The organism is Collinsella sp. AF33-16 (assembly GCF_003475325.1).
GTDB lineage: Bacteria > Actinomycetota > Coriobacteriia > Coriobacteriales > Coriobacteriaceae > Collinsella.
This window is the reverse complement of the sequence record NZ_QRQC01000002.1, coordinates 13,283-33,890: the sequence shown is the minus strand read 5'-3', so window position 1 is coordinate 33,890 and position 20,608 is coordinate 13,283. Positions and strand designations below refer to the sequence as shown.

Annotated in this window: 15 protein-coding genes and 2 tRNA genes; all 17 read right to left on the bottom strand. The window is 62.4% G+C overall.

What is annotated here, in order from left to right; translation table 11 throughout:
• Positions 1-21: 21 nt before the first annotated feature.
• Positions 22-519 (bottom strand): pantetheine-phosphate adenylyltransferase, encoded by a 498-nt coding sequence (gene coaD / locus DWZ52_RS01190; RefSeq protein WP_117716044.1) that lies wholly within the window; start codon positions 517-519, stop codon positions 22-24.
• Positions 512-1,168 carry a 16S rRNA (guanine(966)-N(2))-methyltransferase RsmD gene (gene rsmD / locus DWZ52_RS01185; RefSeq protein WP_117716043.1) on the bottom strand — a complete coding sequence of 219 codons (657 nt, stop codon included), beginning with the start codon at positions 1,166-1,168 and terminating at the stop codon, positions 512-514. Before rsmD ends, coaD begins: the two co-directional genes overlap by 8 nt.
• Positions 1,165-3,342, bottom strand: a complete 2,178-nt coding sequence (gene recG / locus DWZ52_RS01180; protein ID WP_118384698.1) for an ATP-dependent DNA helicase RecG — start codon at positions 3,340-3,342, stop codon at positions 1,165-1,167. Before recG ends, rsmD begins: the two co-directional genes overlap by 4 nt.
• Before the next feature lie 9 nt (positions 3,343-3,351).
• Positions 3,352-5,013, bottom strand: a complete 1,662-nt coding sequence (locus tag DWZ52_RS01175) for a DAK2 domain-containing protein (RefSeq protein ID WP_117655401.1) — start codon at positions 5,011-5,013, stop codon at positions 3,352-3,354.
• A gap of 27 nt (positions 5,014-5,040) precedes the next feature.
• Complete coding sequence (locus tag DWZ52_RS01170; protein ID WP_022093773.1) at positions 5,041-5,397, bottom strand: Asp23/Gls24 family envelope stress response protein; 357 nt, start codon at positions 5,395-5,397, stop codon at positions 5,041-5,043.
• 194 nt (positions 5,398-5,591) lie between these two features.
• Positions 5,592-5,666: transfer RNA gene (locus tag DWZ52_RS01165), tRNA-Asn, on the bottom strand.
• A gap of 34 nt (positions 5,667-5,700) precedes the next feature.
• Positions 5,701-5,775, bottom strand: a tRNA-Asn gene (locus DWZ52_RS01160).
• 370 nt (positions 5,776-6,145) lie between these two features.
• On the bottom strand, positions 6,146-7,495 hold the full coding sequence (rpoD, locus tag DWZ52_RS01155; RefSeq protein WP_118384697.1) for an RNA polymerase sigma factor RpoD: 1,350 nt from the start codon (positions 7,493-7,495) through the stop codon (positions 6,146-6,148).
• 110 nt (positions 7,496-7,605) lie between these two features.
• Positions 7,606-9,714: a DNA primase gene (gene dnaG / locus DWZ52_RS01150; protein WP_117776299.1), complete on the bottom strand. Its 2,109-nt coding sequence runs from the start codon at positions 9,712-9,714 to the stop codon at positions 7,606-7,608.
• Positions 9,707-10,714 (bottom strand): riboflavin biosynthesis protein RibF, encoded by a 1,008-nt coding sequence (ribF, locus tag DWZ52_RS01145; protein ID WP_233540502.1) that lies wholly within the window; start codon positions 10,712-10,714, stop codon positions 9,707-9,709. Before ribF ends, dnaG begins: the two co-directional genes overlap by 8 nt.
• Positions 10,711-11,643 (bottom strand): tRNA pseudouridine(55) synthase TruB, encoded by a 933-nt coding sequence (gene truB / locus DWZ52_RS01140; RefSeq protein WP_117635119.1) that lies wholly within the window; start codon positions 11,641-11,643, stop codon positions 10,711-10,713. The genes ribF and truB overlap by 4 nt, the downstream gene beginning before the upstream one ends.
• 15 nt (positions 11,644-11,658) lie before the next feature.
• On the bottom strand, positions 11,659-12,702 hold the full coding sequence (locus DWZ52_RS01135; protein ID WP_118384696.1) for a bifunctional oligoribonuclease/PAP phosphatase NrnA: 1,044 nt from the start codon (positions 12,700-12,702) through the stop codon (positions 11,659-11,661).
• On the bottom strand, positions 12,695-13,105 hold the full coding sequence (gene rbfA, locus DWZ52_RS01130) for a 30S ribosome-binding factor RbfA (RefSeq protein ID WP_006234038.1): 411 nt from the start codon (positions 13,103-13,105) through the stop codon (positions 12,695-12,697). Before rbfA ends, DWZ52_RS01135 begins: the two co-directional genes overlap by 8 nt.
• 11 nt (positions 13,106-13,116) lie before the next feature.
• The gene (gene infB / locus DWZ52_RS01125; protein WP_118384695.1) at positions 13,117-15,831 is read right to left on the bottom strand and encodes a translation initiation factor IF-2; all 2,715 of its coding nucleotides are present in this window, start codon (positions 15,829-15,831) and stop codon (positions 13,117-13,119) included.
• A gap of 91 nt (positions 15,832-15,922) precedes the next feature.
• Positions 15,923-17,170, bottom strand: a complete 1,248-nt coding sequence (gene nusA / locus DWZ52_RS01120; RefSeq protein ID WP_006234042.1) for a transcription termination factor NusA — start codon at positions 17,168-17,170, stop codon at positions 15,923-15,925.
• A gap of 1 nt (position 17,171) precedes the next feature.
• Positions 17,172-17,666, bottom strand: a complete 495-nt coding sequence (rimP, locus tag DWZ52_RS01115) for a ribosome maturation factor RimP (protein ID WP_117765723.1) — start codon at positions 17,664-17,666, stop codon at positions 17,172-17,174.
• A 249-nt stretch (positions 17,667-17,915) separates the two neighbouring features.
• Entirely contained in the window at positions 17,916-20,492 is a 2,577-nt protein-coding gene (leuS, locus tag DWZ52_RS01110; RefSeq protein WP_118384694.1) for a leucine--tRNA ligase, read from the bottom strand.
• Positions 20,493-20,608: the final 116 nt, after the last annotated feature.

Below are 20,608 nucleotides of genomic sequence, written 5' to 3'. Positions count from 1 at the left end.
GCCACCAGGCAATAAAAAACGTCACGAAAAGCGGTGTCTGAGCGCTTCGACCACGTTGGGCGGGACAAACGTCGATACATCGCTGCCGAGCGAGGCGATCTGGCGAACGACCGAACTCGAGATATAGCCGTACTGCGGCGCACTCATGACAAAGATGGACTCCAACTCGTTATCCAAGCGATAGTTGAGGTCTGCCTGCTGCAGCTCGTACTCAAAGTCGGTCATGGCGCGCAGGCCCTTGACCACGGCCCCCGCCCCCTGCTCGCGAGCGAAGTCGACCAAGAGGCCGGTAAAGGGCAGGACCTCGACGCCGTCGATATCACCGAGCGCCTCGCGAGCCAGCGCCACGCGCTCATCGAGCATAAACGTGGTGCCCACACCGTTTTTACCCTGCGACTCGGCGACAGCGACGATCACGCTGGGAAAGATGCGGCGGGCGCGGCGGATGACGTCGATATGGCCAAACGTGATGGGATCGAAGGTGCCCGGGACGATCACGCGGTTGATGGTGTCACTCATGGGCGTTCTCCTGAACCGTCATGGCATCGTTGTTGTAAGCATCGGTGCCGGCGCAATCTTCCTCACTATCGTCATCGCCGACCCAACGAAGCAGGTCGACCGAGGTAATGCCGTAGCGCTTCTCGCGCACGATCTCAAAGCCTGCCGGATGCGCGCCCGCATCGGCGGCGGCATGCTCAAACAGGGCATAAGCGCCAGGTGCAAGCAGGCCCTGCTGAGCCAGGTTCTGCAGCAGTATCTCGACCGGCTCGGCACCAAAAGCATAGGGCGGGTCGAGCAGGACCAGATCAAAGGGGCCGCCCGGCACACGACCGCGCGAGGCGCTCGCCAGCATGTCGCCCGTTACCACGCGCCAACGCGCACGGTCACGGCAGAGCGACTCGATATTCTTGGTAATGAGCCGCGCGGCATTCCGATCGATCTCGAACGTCGTGAGTGAGCGGGCACCACGTGAGAGCATCTCTAACCCTAAGGCACCGGAGCCGCCAAAAGCGTCCAGCACGCGGACCTCGTCCAGATCGAAGTCGAATGCCGACATGACCATAGATGCGCATGCCTCGCGCACGCGATCGGTCGTGGGGCGGGTGACATCGCGACCACGGGGCTCCTCGATCTTACGACCGCGCCATTCGCCGCCGATGATTCTCATCCTCCGCTGACCTCCTTAAAAATGTGTCGATATCGCATGGCGACCGCATCGCGCAGGGGGCGCGTCGCCACGGAGTCAAGGTTGCAAGCATACCGCAAGAGCTCGACCGCGTCCAAATGGGCCCACTCGATCAGCTCCTCGTCGGCATCCAGGTCGACAAAGCGCAGAGTCACACCGCCATGCTGGCGGTACCCCAGGATTTCGCCCTCGTGGCGCAGACGAAGGTCCATCTGGGCGAGCGTAAAGCCGTCCGAGGTCTTTTCGAGCGACTGGAGACGCTCTTGCGCCGCCGAAGCGCCGCCGTTGCCCTTGGAGTGCGTCATGACCAGGCAGGTGCCCGACACGCTGCCGCGGCCCACGCGGCCGCGCAGCTGGTGCAGGGCCGCCAAGCCAAAGCGCTCACCGTTCTCGATGACCATGACGGTGGCGTTGGGCACGTCGACGCCCACCTCGACCACCGTAGTCGAGACGAGCACGTCGATCTCGCCGCGCTTGAAGGCATCGATAACCTGGTCCTTCTCCCCCGCTGGCATACGGCCGTGAAGGCGCTCGATGGCAAGGCCCGGCAACGCCAGACGCAGGCGATCGAGCTCGGTCGCCGTATCGTGCAGCGGCACGGGAACCGTCACGCGGCCCTCATCGTCGCGGGCAATACCGGGCACGTCTTCCAGCTCATCGACCGAGTCACTCGGCTCCACGAGCGGGCAAATCACGTAGGCCTGCTGACCCTTTTCATGCGCCTCGCGGATGGCGCCATAGGCAAGGTCGCGGCTCGACTCGGTAAGCACGCGTGTCATCACGCCAGCGCCAGGGACGGGCCGATGGCGGATGATGCTCGTGTCCAGATCGCCGTAGACCGAAAGCGCCAGCGTACGTGGGATGGGCGTTGCCGTCATAACGAGTAGATCGGCACCAGGGCCCTTCGCACGCAGGGCGTTGCGTTGGCCGACGCCAAACCGGTGCTGCTCATCGATGACCACGAGCGACAGATGCTTAAACGCCACGTTATCCGAAAGCACCGCGTGGGTGCCAAAGAGGACATCGAGCTCGCCCGATTCCAGCTGGGCATGGATCCGCTCGCGCTCGGCCGCCGGCGTGGCGCCCGTCAGGAGCGCCCAGGTCATGCCAGCCTGCGAGAGCAAGGGGCCGGTCTTATCGGCATATTGGCGCGCCAGCACGCCCGTGGGCGCCATAACGCAGGCCTGCGTACCGCCATCGGCAGCCACAGCCAGCGCGCAGGCGGCAACGGCGGTCTTACCGGTACCGACATCGCCCAGCAGCAGGCGGTTCATCACGCGCCCGCCATCGCACATATCGCGCAGGATATCCTGGAACGCGGCCTCCTGCTCGTCGCTCAGCGAAAACGGCAGGGCCTGCTTGAGCGCGACCAGGTGCTCGCCCGCGGTGTGGGCATAGGGCACCACATCGACCAGGCCGCCGTCGTTGCGCAGACGCAGCGCCAGCTGCAGGTAGAGACACTCCTCGTAGGCAAGACGCCGGCGTGCGATGTCGCGCTCAGCCATGCTCGAGGGAAAGTGGATCGATCGAAGCGCACGAGCATTGCTCATCAGGCGACGCTTAACGCGTAAGCGTGCCGGAATGGGATCAAAGGGATTGCCGACGACCTCGAGCGCGCCGCTTACGATGCGGCGCATCCACGCCTGGCTCACGCCATCACTGACGTAATGGACCGGCAGGATAGTGCCTGCGGCACGCCCTTCCTCGAGCTTTTCAAAGTGCGGCGAGGCCATCTGCTTAAAACCGTAGGCAAACTCAACCTTGCCCATCACGGCCAGGCGGTCGCCCTGCTTAAGCTGCTGGGCAATCCAGGGCTGGCGGAAAAAGGCGACCTGTAGCACGCCCGTCTCGTCAACGAGTGAGACCTCGGTCACCTGCATGCGCGGACGCGGCTGCTTTTGGACGATGCGGTCGACCGTGGCGATGATAGTGCACACGGTACCGATGGGCGCCATCTCGATGGACCACGAACGAGTAAAGTCGAGGTAACGATGAGGGATATGGAGAAGGAGGTCCCCCACCGTCCGAATTCCCAGACGGCGAAGGGCCTCCTCACGTTTACCTGAAACATATTTGAGTCGCGCGATATCTTCGTCGAGCGCATTGCTCTGGGCAAAGCGCTCCGAGACGCGCGGCACGGAGCACAGCTCGGACATGGGCAGAGCCTACTCGATCGAGAAGATCACGGGATAGAGCGGCTGCTCGCCACGATGGGCGTCGATCTCCAAATCGGGCTGAGCCTCCTCAATGGCGTCTACGATCTCCTGGAAGGCCTCATCGGACAGTTCCTCGCCGGCCAGAATCGTCAGCGCGTCGCCCTCCTCTTCCTCCTGCATACGGTTGATGCAATCGAGCGTGACCTGCTTCACGTCGGAGCCGACCACGTCGATGGAGCCGGCGATGATACCCATGACGTCACCGGAGTGAATCGGCGAGCCGTCGGAGGCGCTGGAATCGCGCACGGCACGGGTGACCTCGCCATCGCGAACCTCGCTGATGGCGTCGACCATAGCGGCGACGGCATCCTCGAGCTCGGAATCGGGCAGGACCGCGAACAGCGCGGAGAAGGCCTGCGGGACGGTCTTGGTGGGAACGACGGCTACCTTCTTGTCGGTGCAGGCTGAGGCAGCGGCCTCGGCAGCCATGCGGATGTTGCCGTTGTTGGGCAGGATGATGACCGAGGTCGCGTTGACCTGGTCAACGGCGCCCAGCAAGTCTGCAGTCGAGGGGTTCATGGTCTGACCACCCGACACGATCACGTCGACGCCGAGGGACTTGAGGATGTCTGCCTCGCCGGAACCGGCGGCAACGGCGACAAAGCCCAGCGCCTTGGCGGGCTCGGCGGCCTTTTCCTGGTCCTCGTGGATCTTGGCGGTACGGTCGTGGGCCTCCATCTCCATGTTGTGGATAAAGACCTCGTAAATCTGACCAAGCTGCAGCATATGCTCGAGCACCAGGTTGGGGGTGTTGGAGTGCACGTGAATCTTGTAATCGGGGTAAGCGCCCACGAGTAGCTCGCAGTCGCCCATGGAGCCCAGGAACTTAAGGCACTCGTCCTCGTCAAACGGGGCGTCTGCCTTAAACAGGAACTCATTGCAGTAACGGAACTCCGAGCCCTCCCAGTCGTCGTTGGCCTCGATCTCAACGCGGTCGAGGGCCGCGTCGCGGGCAGAGCCAGCGGAGTCAAACGTGGCGGAGAAATCCTCGACAACGGTGCTGCGACCAAGCGCGGCGGCAACAAAGTTCTCAAGGAAGATGGCAAATCCAAAGGCGCCGGAGTCGACCACGCCGTTCTCCTTCAGAACGGGCAGCAGGTCGGGCGTACGGGCGACGGACTGATAGGCCTCGACGACGATGGCGTCGAGCGCGTCCTCGGCCGAGAACTTCTTCTTCTCGCACTCGTCTGCCTTGGTCGAGACGTCGCGCAGCACCGTGAGGATCGTACCCTCGATGGGCTTACGCACTGCCTGGAAGGCAACCTTGACGGCTCGGCGGAACGCATAGGCGATGTTGGCGGAAGTGATGGGCTCATCGGCAGAGACAAGGCCCTCGGCCACACCACGCAGAATCTGCGAGGTGATGACGCCGGAGTTGCCACGGGCACCCATCAGGGAGCCATGGGTGATGGCACCGGCGATGGCCTCCATGTCGGCGTCGGCAGGAAGGGCGGAGAGCTCCTTGGTCACCGAGGCGAGCGTGAGCGACATGTTGGTGCCGGTATCGCCATCGGGTACGGGGAAGACGTTGAGCTTGTTGATCTCCTCGGCCTTGTCGGAAACGGCAGCCGCAGCGATCGGAAAACAGGTGCGAATGGTCTTTGCAATCATGGGTATTTGAATCTCCGTTTTCGGATGCTAGTTCAGACGGCTCTTGAGCGCGTCGATATGGATGCCGATCTTAAGGCTGGCGGGGTCGATCTGAGCGATCTCCTGCAGGGTGAAGGCAACGGAGCTCGAAAGATTGTGGCAGACGGACTTCATGTTGACGCCGTTCTCGAGCACGACGTGAAGATCGACCGTAAGGCCGTTCTCGTCGGCGGAGACAAGCACGCCCTTGCGGAGGCGCTGACCGGCAAGCAGGCGCACGCTCTCGGCGCCTTGGAGCTGCTCAGCCATACCGACGACGCCATAGCATGTCATCGCGGCATAACCGGCAATATCGGCAATAACGTCGTTCGAGACGCTCAGGCTGCCGTTAATGGTCTCAGACACAAGAATCTCCTTATCTGGTGCTCACGGCACCATGTCGTGGGAGCAATCATTGCAATATTCTACAACGACCGCGCCATGTTGAGGTGATGGGTCGCGGGATTACATCCTCGACACGAAATGTTGATATGGCAACGTTTGAGTCAAGTGGTCGCGGCATGAAAAAACCCGCCGCATAAGCGACGGGTTCTACAACCTGGCTCCCCGGGTAGGACTCGAACCTACAACAGCGCGGTTAACAGCCGCGTGCTCTACCATTGAGCTACCGAGGAATTAAAAAGCCCAGCGGAATGGGCTGAGAAATTCTGGCTCCCCGGGTAGGACTCGAACCTACAACAGCGCGGTTAACAGCCGCGTGCTCTACCATTGAGCTACCGAGGAATAGGTGCGTGCTCTCAAGCAACGAAGTTTATTATACGGACGAATCAGCTCAGGGCAAGAACTTTTTTAAGAATTTTTCTCCGCCTAGTCATTGGTGACGTTCTTAAACGACTAGTCATTCAAGAACGTCCCCAACGACTACTCATTTAAGTCTGTCCCCAATAACCACCCCCAAACTGTCGCACAACTGACAGCCATAGCAACGCCGCAGATAGAGGACGGACAGCGAAAACCCGCCAGAGCGAGCAAGGTGCCTTGAAACAAGGCGGCATTGACCTTTTGGTCATGCCGCCGAAGTTGAAAGGCAGATTGCCGCTCTGGCGGGTTTGCAGCGTCGGCCAGTTACGGCGTTCGGTAGAACGCCGTAACCCTAAGACTCGATGTAGTCTTTGAGCTTGCTGCTGCGGCTGGGGTGGCGGAGCTTGGCCAAAGTCTTGGACTCGATCTGGCGGATACGCTCGCGCGTGACGCCAAACTCGCGACCGACCTCCTCGAGCGTGCGGGGATGCCCGTCGACAAGGCCAAAGCGCAGCTCGATAACCTTGCGCTCACGATCGGCAAGCGAGTCGAGCACCTGAGTGAGCTGCTCCTGCAGCATGGAGAAGCTGGCGGCATCGGGCGGAACGATAGCCTGGGAGTCCTCGATAAAGTCGCCCAGCTGGGAATCCTCTTCCTCGCCGATGGGGGTCTCAAGCGACACGGGCTCCTGCGAGATCTTCTGGATCTCGCGGACGCGGTCGGCGCTCATGTCCATCTCGGCACCGATCTCCTCGGGGGTCGGGTCGCGACCCAGGTCCTGAAGGAGCTGGCGCTGCACGCGGACGAGCTTGTTGATAGTCTCGACCATATGCACGGGAATACGGATGGTACGGGCCTGGTCGGCGATAGCGCGCGTAATGGCCTGACGGATCCACCACGTGGCGTACGTGGAGAACTTGAAGCCCTTCTGGTAGTCGAACTTCTCGACGGCGCGAATCAGACCGAGGTTACCCTCCTGGATCAGGTCAAGGAACAGCATGCCGCGGCCGACATAACGCTTGGCGATGGAGACGACCAGACGCAGGTTTGCGCTGATGAGTGCCTGCTTAGCTTCGAGGCCGACGTTCTCAATGCGCGTAAGACGACGCATCTCGGCACGCGTGAGCTCGAGCTCGCCGGCATCGGCGACCTCGAGTTTCTCGGTGGCCTCGAGACCGGCCTCGATCTTCATGGCCAAATCGACCTCTTCGGAGGCGGTCAGCAGGTCGACCTTGCCGATCTCCTTGAGGTACATACGAACCGGATCGCCGGTCAGCATCACCGTGGAGGCATCGATGCCACGCACGCGGGAGCGTGAACGGGACGTGCGCACGGTGCGCTTCTTCTTGCTCTTGGAAGAACCCATCTCGGCGTCGGCCTGACGGGCCATCTTGAGCTCGTGATCGTCGAGCGAGCCGGAATCGTGCTCGTCGTCGTCATCGAAATCGTCAGTATCGGTATCGTTATCGTCATCGTCGACGTCCATGGGGGCGTCGTCGTTTCCGCTCGCGGAGATAATCTGGATGCCGCTGTTGCGCAGCGCGGAATACACCGCGGTGAGCTGCTCGTCAGAAACATCGATATCCTTCAGGGCGACCTGAATCTCGTCCTCGGTTACCGAAGTCCTGTTTGAGCCGTTGCCCATGAGCTTTGCAACGTAGGATTCCAGCCCAGTACCCGTGCTCTCAGTCTTTTTTGGCACAGATTCTCCCTTCATAGTCCACAGGACTCAATACTTTAGCACACACATAGGCGTCTATACCCAAAAAGAGGACTGGATATAGGCGAGAATACGCTGGTTGACCACAACATCTAGGCCTGTTCGGTGCCTGCGGCCTCCAGACCGATCAAACGGAACGGGTCCGCCACGCCGCCGATAGACTTTTGCAGCTCGCGTTGACGCTGCGAATCCTGCGCGGCCTGCACGGTCAGCGCGCGACGGGCCTCATCATCGAGCGAACGGTCCTGGCGCAGCTTGGCCTGTGCGGCACGCATGCGGCGCTTGATGGTGTAGAGCTCGAGCGTATCGAGCATGAACACGATGTTCGTCTCGGTGGGGTGCTTGCTCGTCGCGGAGATGCGCCCGGCACTCACAAGCGTTGCCGCCTCGGGACAGACCGAGCGCGCCGCATCCATGCAGGCTGCAGGATCGGTTCCCGGCGGCGTTGCCAGAACGGCCCATGCGATGGACTCGTGACGTGGGTCAACCCACTCGATAGAGCAGATGCGGTCGGCATACGTGCGGAACAGGTCGGGGTAGCTCGTGAGCATCGTCAACAGCTCGCGCTCCCCTGCCAAGGACTTGCGCTCAAGATCAGTAAGAACCATCGGCGCCGCCGCAGCCGGAGCGCCCGAACCATCAGTCACAGGCACAGCACCCATACCATCAGGCACATCGATTGGCGGCAGATCGTCGACGACCTCCACGGGCGCGGCACCGTAGGCATCGAGTGGGACGTAGTCGTACGGCTCTTCCTCGACCGGCGCGGACACCGACGGCGTCGCGCCCGATGCCCAAGCGCCGCGACCGGCATCGCGAGAACTCGACGCCCGACTGCCCGTCCCGCCGGACCGCTCAGCCTGTGCCCGCTGGCGCTCAAAGCTCTGCTCACGACGTCGTTCCGCATCCTCGCGCTTGGCGACATCGCGAAACACACGGCCCGAGCTCGCACGCACGGTCTCCAAATCCAAACCCAGCAGATCGGCAATCTGGATAAAGTACGTATCGATCATATAGCTGTCACGAAGCGGATAGATGAGCGTGAGCGCATCCTCCAGCGCCTTGGCGCGACCGCCCGGCGTGGTGATGTCGCTCGACTCCTGCAGCGAACGGTACACGAAGTCCATGAGCGGCTCGGCGGCGTCAATGCGTTTCTGCAGCTCCTCTCCGCCGTGGGCCGTGATGAACTCCATGGGATCGTTGCCGTCAGGCAGCACCACGCAGCGCAGGTCCATCGAATCCTGCTCGATAAACTGAATCGCGCGACGGGCGGCCTTCTGGCCCGCGGCATCGCCGTCAAACATATACACGATGCGCTTGGCAAAGCGGGTGAGCGTCTTGACGTGATGCTCCGTGAGCGCGGTGCCCAGCGTAGCGACAACGTTTTTAATCCCCGCCTCCCAACAGGCGATGCAGTCGGTATAGCCCTCTACCACGATGGCGGTATCCTGCGCGACGATAAACTCCTTGGCCCAATTAAAGCCGTAGAGGTTTCGCTTTTTATGAAACACGCTCGTCTCGGCGGTGTTGAGGTACTTGGGTTGGCCGTCACCCATGATGCGACCGCCAAAGGCGATGTTGTGACCCTGCTCGTCAAAGATGGGGAACATCACGCGGTCGTAGAAGCGGTCGGCAAGCTGCCCGCGCCCTCGACTCACGGCAACGTTGGCGTCGATCATCTCCTGCGGAGTAAAGCCCGCCTGCGACAGATGAGCCACCAGCATATTACGACCCGGCGCAAAGCCCAGGCAGTAGCGGCGGCAGACGTCGCCACCCATGCCGCGGCTGGCAAAGTACTCACGTGGACGGCCATCCTTACCGCGCATAAGCATGGTGTGGTAGAACTGGGCGGTCTCGGCACACAGATCGTAGATGCGGGCACGCTTGGTACCGCGCTCGCGGCGATCTCCGGTGTCGTGCAGCTCAATACCTGCACGATCGGCCAAATAACGGATTGACTCGGGAAAGCTCAGGTTCTCGCGCTTCATGATATAGGTGAAGACGTCGCCACCCTCGCCGCAGCCAAAGCAATGCCACACCTGCGTGGCGGGAATAATGTGGAAGGACGGAGTCTTTTCGCCATGAAAGGGGCAGCAGCCCCAAAACTCATGGCCGCGGGGCTTGAGCTCAACCGTTTCCTGCACGATGGCAACTAGGTCGGACGCAGCGCGTACCTGGTCTTTTTCCTCATCGCTAATCACGGATGCCCACCCCCTGCTCACCCAAGTTGTGACGAATGTCCTCGATATTACCCTCGACGGTCGCAATCAACTCATCCAGCGAATCGAACACACGCGAGGGACGCAGCCAGCGCGTAAACGCCAGCGAAACGGAAGCGCCGTACAGGTCGCCCGTATAACCAATTAAGTTAGCCTCGAGATGCGATGAAGCGGCATCGTCGGCATACGTCGGCGGCAGGCCGACGTTAACGGCAGCAGGCCATACGGTGTCATCAACGAGCACCAGGCCCTCATACACGCCATCGGCAGGCACCTGAATGCCGTCGGGAACCTGCAGGTTAGCCGTGGGAAAGCCCATGTCAGAACCCTCGTGACGGCCACGAATAACACCGCCACGCAGCATATACGGGCGGCCGAGCAACTCAGCAGCAAGCTCCACATGGCCCTGTCCCAGCTCATGACGAATGCGGGTGGCGCAAATGGCCTCACCGCCCTCGCAAAGCAGGTCGTGCCCGTATACGTCAACGCCGCGCTCGGCACCCCAGGTGCGCATCTCGTCAACACCAGAAGCACCGCCACGACCCAGCCTAAAGTCGCTGCCAACGCGAATCGAGCGAATGTCGACCAGACGCGACACCAGCGAGAGAAAAGCAACATGGTCGAGTGCCGCAACCTCAGGCGTAAAGGGAACGGCCACCACCGCATCGACCCCGGTCTGAGCCAAGGCATGTAGACGGTCGGCCGTCGTCATCAATTTTTGAGCGGGCGAAGGACTCACCACAACGTCCGGATCGGGATCGAAAGTGACCACGACCGCCTTGCAGCCATGGGCACGGGCATCACGGACAAGCGCTTCGATGAGTTCCCGGTGTCCACGGTGAACGCCATCGAACACGCCAATGGCGATCGAGGCAGCACCCAAGTGCTCGCACTCATCAAACGCATCGGCAGTGACGATGCGAGCCTCGTCCGACTCGCCTTCAAAAAAGATACGCGCGAGCTCGCGAGCGGACAACATCATCGAACACCGCCGATTGCCTGCGGAAACACGTGCTCCATGACAAAGCGGCCACTTTCGATGCGGGCGAGCGCCTTGAGTCCCCCATCGAGCACCAGCGCAAACGGCGCTTTCGAAGCATCGAAATCGGCAAGCGCACGCTCAACGGGAATGCGTCGGCCGCAGAGCAGGTCTTCGGCAAGATTGCCCGGCAAGTCAACACGCGTGGCGCCCAGGGCCGCAATGGGATCCAGGGCAAAGCCAGGCGCGGACTCGGGAGAAAGCTCCTCGACCGCATGACAGGCGCCAATGGAAACAACACCGGAGGCCGTGCGGCGCAGCGCGGAAATGTGCGCGGCGCTCTCGCAGGCGCGGCCCAAGTCGCGAGCGAGCGCACGGATATAGGTGCCCTTGCTCACCGAGAACGCCACGGTCCACACACACGTATCACCTTCGCCTCCCACGGCGATCAGGCCGGCGGCATAGACCTCGACGGGGCGCGGAGGTAGGTCCACCGCATTGCCCTCGCGAGCAGACTTGTAGGCGCGAACGCCATTGACCGAGATAGCCGAAAACGCCGGCGGCACCTGCATCTGCGGACCCAGCATAGCGGCCAAGCGCTCACGGGCATAGGCAGGATCGCGGAGCTCGTTGGCAACAGCCACCGTGCGGACCGCCTCGCCCTCCGCATCATCGGTATTGGTCTCGGCGCCAAACGAAATGTCGGCGACATAGCTTTTGGTATCGAGGGTCAGCATGCCCAGCAGACGGGTGGCCTGGCCCACACCCACCACCATGACACCCGATGCCATGGGGTCGAGCGTGCCGGCATGGCCGACGCGCCGCTCATGGAGGGCGCGCCGGCATTGCGAAACCACATCGTGGGACGTGCAGCCCACCGGCTTATCGACGGCGAGCAGCATATTCAGTTGAGAAGGTGTACGACGAGCCATGTACCATCCAAAAAGTTAAAGCTCGATGGTCACCGAAGTGGGATCCTCCCCTACCAGTTCGGCCAGCATGGGAAGTGCCACGGTGAGCGTCTCGAGAATCGTTCCGTTGTTGGAAAAACCGGCGGCAGCGGGATGTCCGCCTCCGCCAAAGGCAGCAGCGATCTCGGACACGTTGAGGTCACCCTTGGAGCGCAGGTTGCCGCGCACCTTGGTATCGCCCTCAATGCCCTTCAGGAACAAGCAGACCTCCACGCCCATCACCGAGCGCACCACGTCAACCAGACCGTCGCACTCATCCGAGGTGACACCGCAGGCCTCAAGATCACTCTGGTACGCGTAGCTATACGCGACGCGCCCGTGGGCCACCGTCTTAATGCGGCCCATAACGATGGACTTGAGGTGCAAAAACTCAACGCGCATGCTCTGGTAAACCTCGAGTGCCACACGCGCCGGATCGGCACCGTGGGCAACCAGACGCGAGGCTGCATGGAACGCGGCGGCATCGGCGTTTTGGTACTGAAAACGGCCGGTATCGGTAACCAAGCCACACAGCAGGCAGGTCGCAACGCCATCACGTGCGACAATGCCGCAATTGTCCAAGAAGCGGTCGATGATCATGGCGCAGGCTGCAGCTTCGACGCGCCTCAGGCTGAGCTCGGCAAACTCCTCGCGCGCCGGATGGTGATCGAAGCACACCACATGCTTGGAGCGACGAAGCACCTCGGCGGAGTTGTTCAGGCGCTCGGCGACCGGTACGTCCACCGAGATGAACAGCTCCGGATTGCCGGTGTACGCAGATGCCGGCACCAGGCGATCGGCACCCTCCATAAAGCGGTAGATGCGCGGAACCGGGTCATCGTCTGCCAGCAGCAGCGCAATGTCCTTGTTGGGGAAAAACTTCATGAGCGAAAGGCCCAGACCCAAGACGGAGCCCAAGGCATCGCCATCGGGAGAAGTATGTCCCGAAATCGCAATGGAGGACGCACCCTCGATAAGCTCGAGGATGCGTCGTTGAATATCTGCAGACTCGCACGAGGCGAGGTCGGCGGAATTAGTCATCTAAAGCTGCCTCCTGGGCGGCATCCGCTATCGGATAGCCGTCCTCGTCCTTTTCGATCGCAAGCGTGGCGGGAACGTTTTCCAGCGCACGCGTGATGCGCTCGGCCTCATCGGTCGAGCGATCGATGCGAAAATCGAGCTCGGGCGTAACACGCCAATCGAGCGAGCGAGCCAACAGGCTGCGAATACGGCCCTTGGCGCTTGCGAGCGCCTCCATGACCTCGTCGTAGCGGCTCGCATCGCACGACACGTACACACGCGCGAACGAACGGTCCACCGCGACCTCGACCGCGGTCAAAGTAACCAGGTCGAGACGCGGATCGGAAACCTCAAAGAGCAGGATATAACCGAGCTTCTCGCGAAGCTGCTCGCCCAGACGGCGGGTTGCCTGCGTTTGCTTCATAGCGCTACCCCCTACTCGGTACGGGCAACCTGGTCGATGCGGTAACCCTCGATCTGGTCGCCGGGCTTGATGTCCTGGAAGTTCTCCAGGCCAATGCCGCCCTCGGAACCGCTCTTGAGGCTCTTGGCCTCGTCCTTGTAGTGGCGCATCGAGGCGATCTTGCCGTTGAAGACCACGATGCCGTCGCGCACCAGACGCACGGAATCGGTCGCGGCGATCTCGCCCTCTTCGACACGGACACCGGCGGCGATACCGACTTTGGGCACCTTGAAGGTGTCCAGGACGGTCGCGGTACCCGTGGAGACCTCGACCTCGGTGGGCTTAAGCATGCCGATACGGGCAGCGTCGAGTTCCTCGAGGCACTTGTAGATGACGTCGTAGCAACGGATCTCGACGCCCTCGCGCTCGGCAGCGGAGCGGGCCTTACCGTCGGGACGGACACCAAAGCCGATGATGATGGCGTTGGAGGCGTCGGCCAGAACGACGTCGGTCTCGTTGATGGCACCAACGGCGGAGTGGATCGTGTTGATGCGAACCTCGGACTGATCCATCTTGTCGAGCGAGTCCTGAAGGGCCTCGATGGAACCCTGGACGTCGGCCTTGATGATCAGGTTGAGCTCCTTGACCTCGGCGTCGGCAATGGTCTCGAAGAGGTTCTCGAGCGTGACGTGCTTGACGCGGCTCTGCTCCTCGATACGGGCCTTGAGCGAACGCTCGTCGGCAAGGGCACGAGCCTCGCGCTCGTCCTCGAACACGCGGAACTCATCGCCGGCGTTGGGGACGGACTGCAGGCCCAGGATCTCGACGGCGTCGGAGGGACCGGCCTCGGTGACGGCGTTGCCCTTGGGGTCGAGCATGGCGCGGACGCGGCCGTAGGTAAGGCCGGCGACCAGCGTATCGCCCACGTGCAGAGTACCGCGGGTCACGAGCACCGTGGCAACCGAGCCGCGGCCCTTGTCGAGCTTAGCCTCGAGGACGTTGCCCGAAGCGAACGTATCGGGGTTGGCCTTGAGCTCGAGCACGTCGGCCTGGAGTAGGACGGTCTCGAGCAGGTCGTCGATACCGATCTTCTGCTTGGCCGAGATATTGACGAACATGTTCTGTCCGCCCCACTCCTCGGGGATGATGCCGTACTCGGTGAGCTCCTGGCGCACGCGGTCGGGGTTGGCACCCGGCTTATCGATCTTGTTGACGGCGACGACAATGGGAACACCGGCGGCCTTGGCGTGGTTGATCGACTCGATGGTCTGGGGCATGACGCCGTCGTCGGCAGCCACGATCAGAATGACGATGTCGGTCACCTTGGCGCCGCGGGCACGCATGGCCGTAAAGGTGGCATGGCCCGGGGTATCGATGAAGGTGATCTTGCGGTCGTTGATCATAACCTGCGAAGCACCGATTGCCTGGGTAATGCCGCCTGCCTCGCCGGCAGCGACGCCGGTGTGACGGATGGCGTCGAGCAGCGAAGTCTTGCCGTGGTCGACGTGGCCCATGACGGTGACGACCGGGGCACGCGGCTTAAGGTCGGCGGGATCGTCGTAGAACGAGAAGGTGTTCTCCTCTTCGGGGGTGATGATCTTGATCTGGCGGCCCAGGTCGTCGGCAACGAGCTCGACGAGGTCGTCAGACATGGACTGTGTCATGGTGAGCGGCGTGCCCAACAGGAACAGGCGCTTGATGATGTCGTTGGCCGGAACGTCAAGTGCCTCGGCGAGTTCCTGGACGGTAACGCCCTGGGAGACCTTGATGGCGTCGAGCTCCTCGGGGTTCACGCCCTGGGCCAGCGCCTCCTCTATCTTGCGCTCCTCCTGAGCCTTGGCAGCCTCGCGCTCGCGCTTCTCCTTGCGCTTCTTGCGGCGACCGGTGGACTCGCGAGAGGCCTCCTCGACGGCGGCACGGGCCTCCTCGAGCACCTTCTCGCGGCTGTACTCCTCGGCCTCGCGAGCCATACGGCTGTAGTGGTCCTCTTCGTTGTTGTGACCGCCCTTGCGCTTCTTGCCCTTGCCCTGCTTATCAGGGTTGGGGAAGTCCATGCCAGCAGCGACGTTGTTGCTGGCGTTGGTGCGATGGCTGTGCGGACGGCTCTCGGAGGCGTTGCGCTCGGAGTTGCTGTCGGAGGCGTTACGATCGTTGCGACGGCCACCGCGGCGGTCGTTGTTGCCGCCACGACGGTTACCGCGCTCGGCGGCGCGCTCGGCCTTGGCCTTGTCCTCGGCGTCCTTCTTCTCCTTGAGCACGGTCTCCTGTGCGGCGATCTGGTCGAGCAGCGAACGGAAGCGCGAACCGGAGTCGGAAGCGGGAACGGCGCGGCGCTGGGCCTCGCGGGCAGCCTCCTCCTTCTCGCGGGCAAGGCGCTCCTGCTCGGCCTTCTTCTTGGCCTCGGCCTCGGCGCGGGCAGCCTCCTCGGCAGCCTGGGCTGCGGCAAACTGGCGGCGCTCCTCCTCGCGGGCCTTCTCGGCGGCGATGCGCTCGCGCTCGGCCTCGGCAGCGCGTGCGGCTTCCTCGGCGGCAGCCGCCTGCTCCTCGGCCTGCTTGGCGGCCTCGACTTCCTGAGCGCGGGCCTCGATCACCGAGGCGAGCTGCTTGCGGACCATGGCGACATAGGCGTCCTCCAAGGTGGAGGAAGCGGACTTAGCGGGAATCTTCATATCGGCGAGATGACCCATCAGTTCCTTGGAGGTCATGCCGAACTCTTTGGCCAAGGTGGACACACGGACTTTTGCCATATGACTTCACCTACCCTTTCTGGCACCTTGGGTGCCTAGAGACTGAACGAGCGTGGGAGACGCGCCGGGGCCCGCCCGGCGCGACCGCGCGCTAGATCAGGTCCTCCGCATCATCGAAGGCGTCGGTGTCGTGGACACCGCAGAAACGGGAGCCGGGACGAGCCTGGTTGCGGCACTGGATGCCGTCCTCGGACACATACTCGCAGCGGCGGACATCCTCGTCCTCCTCGTCACCGATCAGGTCGGCGGCGGGCTCCTCGTGAACGGGAACGTTCTTGAGGATGTCGGCGGCAAGCGTCTCGGACTTGATGTCGATGTGCCAGCCGGTCAGGCGCGCAGCGAGGCGGGCGTTCTGGCCTTCCTTGCCGATGGCGAGGGACAGCTGGTCGTCGGGGACGATGACGCCGGCGTAGGCCTTCTCCTCGTCGATGAGGACGCGGGTGACCTTAGCGGGCGACAGGGCGTTGGCGACGTAGACGGCAGGATCGGCATCCCACAGGATGACGTCGACGCGCTCGCCACGGAGCTCGCCCACGACAGCGCGAACACGGCTGCCCTTGGGGCCGACGCAGGCACCCACGGGATCCAGACGGTCGTCGAGCGAGTGGACGGCAACCTTGGAACGCTGGCCGGGCTCGCGGGCGATTGACTTGATCTGGACGGTGCCCTCATAGATCTCGGGCACCTCCTGCTCAAACAGACGACGCATGAGCTCGGGGTGGGTACGGGAGATGACAATCGGCGGACGGCTGTGCTCGCCACGAACCGGCTGCAGGTTGGAGTTGGGGTCGCGAACGTCGATGATCACGGCCTTGATGTGCTGATTGTGCAGGTAGCGCTCGCCCATCGGACGCTCGTTGCGCTCGTTCTCGTAACGACGCTGATCGAAGTGCGGCAGCTCGGCCTCGACGCCTTCGCGAATCTTGACGATCGTGAAGTCGGGCGTGGACTGCAGCACGGTACCGCTGATGAGGTCACCGATGCGGCCGGAGAACTCCTCGTAGATCTGCTCGCGGGCGGAGTTACGCACGATGGCGTTGATCTCGGCCTTGGCGTGCTGGGCAGCGATGCGGCTCGTGTTCTTGGGGGTGACGTCGATCTCCTCGAACTCGGTGAAGTTGCCCTCCTCGTCCATGGAATCGTCGATCGGCTCCAGGCGGTAGACGTAGATCTTGCCGGTGGTGCGGTCGATGGTCACCTTAGCGCCCCACTCAAGATGCAGGATCTCGGCATAGCTCTTGGCGAGCGACTGCTCCAGGCGGTCGATCAGGTAGAGCTGGTCGATGTGCTTCTCCTGGCAAAGCTCCATCAGGGCGGACATCATGTCGGATGCTGCCATCTTACTTTCCTTCCTTCGCGGGCTTGAAGTCGTAGGTGGGCTTCAACTTGCACTTTTTAACATCAGAAAAATCGAGGGTAACGGACTCGCCGTCCTCGAGCTCGAGGGTCACGTTCGTCTCGGTGGCGGCGGCAATCTTGCCGGCGTACTTGCGACGGCCCTCGGTGGCGGTGGAGGTGAGCTCGCAGTCCTCGCCCACAAAGCGGGCAAAGTCGCGCGGACGGCGCAGCGGGCGCGCCATACCCGGGCTCGATACCTCGAGCGTATAGCTCGAAGAGATGGGGTCGAGCTCCTCAATCACGTCGCCGATCCACTTGGTATTGGCCGTGACGTCGTTGAGCGACAGGCTCTGACCCTCGGCACCCTCGATACGCACGCGCACGCAGGGGGCCTTGGTGGCACCCACGAGCTCGACGTCGACGATGTCGACATCGTGCTGGGGAGCGACGGCCTCGAGCGCATCGATGATCGCCTGCTCGGTCTTAGTCTTGACCATTGCGGCACCTCCATCCATACAAAAAAGAAGCGGGGCCGAAACCCCACTTCTTTCAATTACAACTTCATTTGCAAGCAAACTATAGCAATAGCTGCGAAAACGTGCAAGCACAGTACGAATCTGCAGGTCAGCGTGCGCACAGCTTCTCCACAAGAATAGGACAATTGACCGCGGCCAGGCTAAACAAAACGAGGGACGACCCAACCGGATCGCCCCTCGTCTTTAATGCGTCAGCTAAGCGCGCAGTGCTTACTTGACCACCAGGTTGACCAGCTTGCCGGGCACGCAGATGGCCTTGACGACCGTCTTGCCCTCGAGCCACTTGGCAACGGCGGCCTCGGCGGCAGCCTGCATATCCTCATTGGAGGCATCGCGGGCAACGTCGATGCGGCCGCGGACCTTGCCGAGCACCTGGACGACGATCTGCACGGTGTCCTCAATGGACTCGGCCAGGTCGAACTCGGGCCAGGCGGCGGTGTAGGCGTTGCCCTCGCAGCCGAGGGCCTCGTGCCACAGCTCGTCGGCCCAGAACGGGCAGATGGGCGCAAGGACGCTCACGATATCCTTGGCCACGCCGTAGCACAGCGCCTTGTCGCGATCAGCGTCCTCAGTGGCGTTGAGGTAGGCGCTCGCCGCGTTGACGAGCTCCATGACGGCCGAGATGGCGGTATTGAACTGGCCGCGGTCGAAGTCCTCGGTGCACTTGGCGATGGTACGGTGACGCTCGCGATAGAGCTTCATCGCAACCTCGTCGAGCGCGGACTTGTCGAAGGCCACGTTGGCGTCGCCGGACTGAACGAGCTGCCACACGATACGCCAGGCGCGCTTGATAAAGCGGTTGGCGCCCTCAACGGCCTTGGGATCCCAGTCGAAGTCCTTCTCGGGCGGGGCGATAAACAGGATCGCCAAACGCATGGTGTCGGCGCCGTAGGGCTCGATGACCGAGCTCGGAGGCACGACATTGCCCTTGGACTTGGACATGGTGTCGCCGTTCTCGTCCTTGACCATGCCCTGGCACAGCAGGTTGGTGAAGGGCTCGTCCACACTCAGCAGGCCCAAGTCGCGCAGCGCCTTGGTGAAGAAACGGCTGTAGAGCAGGTGCAGAATGGCGTGCTCGATGCCGCCGATGTAGTTATCGACGGGCATCCAACGGTCGGCGGCTTCCTTGGAGAAGGGCAGCTCGGTGTTGTGCGGGTCGGTATAGCGCAGGTAGTACCAGCTGGAGCAGGTAAAGGTGTCCATGGTATCGGTCTCGCGCTTGGCCGGGCGACCGCAGACCGGGCAGGTGGTCTCATAGAACTCCTTGCACTCGGCAAGGGTCTCGCCGGCACCCAGGTCAAGGTTCTCGGGCAGCGTCACCGGCAGCTGATCCTCGGGCACGGGCACGATGCCGCAGTGCTCGCAGTGGATGGCCGGGATGGGGTTGCCCCAATAGCGCTGGCGGGAAATGAGCCAGTCGCGCAGACGGAACTCGACCTTACGACGACCGCAGCCCATGGCCTCGAGGTCGGCCACGATCGCAGCCTCGCCCTCGGAGTGCTTGCCGCCGCGCATACCGGTGTACTTGCCGGACTGGACGAGCGTGCCCTCGGCAGCATGGGCGCAATCCCAGTCGACGGTCTCGGCATGGAAGGTATCGATAGTCTCGCCGTTAGCCTCGACGGCTGCGCGGTCGTCATCGTCCAGGATGATCGGCACGATCGGCAGGTCGTACTTGCGGGCGAACTCAAAGTCGCGCTGGTCGCCGCAGGGAACGGCCATGACGGCACCGGTGCCGTAGTCGGCAACGACGTAGTCGGCAACCCACACAGGGACCTTCTCGCCGTTGACCGGGTTTACCACATAGCGGCCCGTGAAGGCACCGTGCTTTTCGAGGGTGCCCTGGGCACGCTCGACGGCAGAGATATGCTTGGAGTCCTCGGCGATCTTGGTGACGGCCTCCTCGTACTCCGTGCCCTCAACGAGCTCATGCAGGCCGGCGTACTCGGGAGCCAGGACAAAGAAGGAGACGCCAAAAAGGGTGTCGGCACGCGTGGTGAAGACGGTGATCTTACCCTCGTCGCCCTCGATGGGATCGCCATCCTGGTCGCACAGGGTAAAGTCGACCTCGGCGCCCTCGGAACGACCGATCCAGTTGGCCTGCATCTGCTTGACGCGCTCGGGCCAGCCGGGGAGCTTCTCCAGGTCATCGAGCAGCTCCTGAGAGTACTCGGTAATCTTGAAGTACCACTGCTCAAGGTCGCGCTTCTCGGACTCGGTGCCGCAGCGCCAGCACTTGCCCTCGGTGACCTGCTCGTTGGCCAGAACAGTCTTGCAGGTGGGGCACCAGTTGACCGGGTTCTTCTTGCGGTAGACCAGGCCCTTTTCCCACAGCTTCTCAAAGATCCACTGGCCCCAGCGGTAGTAGTCGGGGCTGCAGGTCTTGACCATGCGATCCAGATCGTAGGAGAAGCCCATGCGCTTCATCGTGGCGAGTGCCTGGTCCATGTTCTTATACGTCCAGGCGGCAGCCTGCGTATTGTGCTTGATGGCGGCGTTCTCGGCGGGCAGGCCAAAGGCGTCAAAGCCGATGGGATGCAGCACGTCGTAGCCGCGCATGCGGGCCTGACGGGCCATGGCATCGCCGATGGTGTAGTTGCGCGCGTGACCCATGTGCAGGTCGCCCGACGGATACGGGAACATCTCGAGCACGTACTTCTTGGGCTTGCTGTCGTCGGTGTCGACGGCAAAGAGGTTGGAGTCCTCCCAGGCCTTCATCCACTTGGACTCAATGGCCTGTGCGTCGTAAGCAGGGATCTCGTCCTTATGATCTGTGCAATCGCACATATCAGCTCCTTTAATCTTAGCTGGGGTCGGGCGGCTTGGCTTTGTTCGCTACTGCGGACAGTCCTGCGCAAGACGAAGAGCACATTAAGTGCTCTTCTTTGCGTGCGGAACTTGTA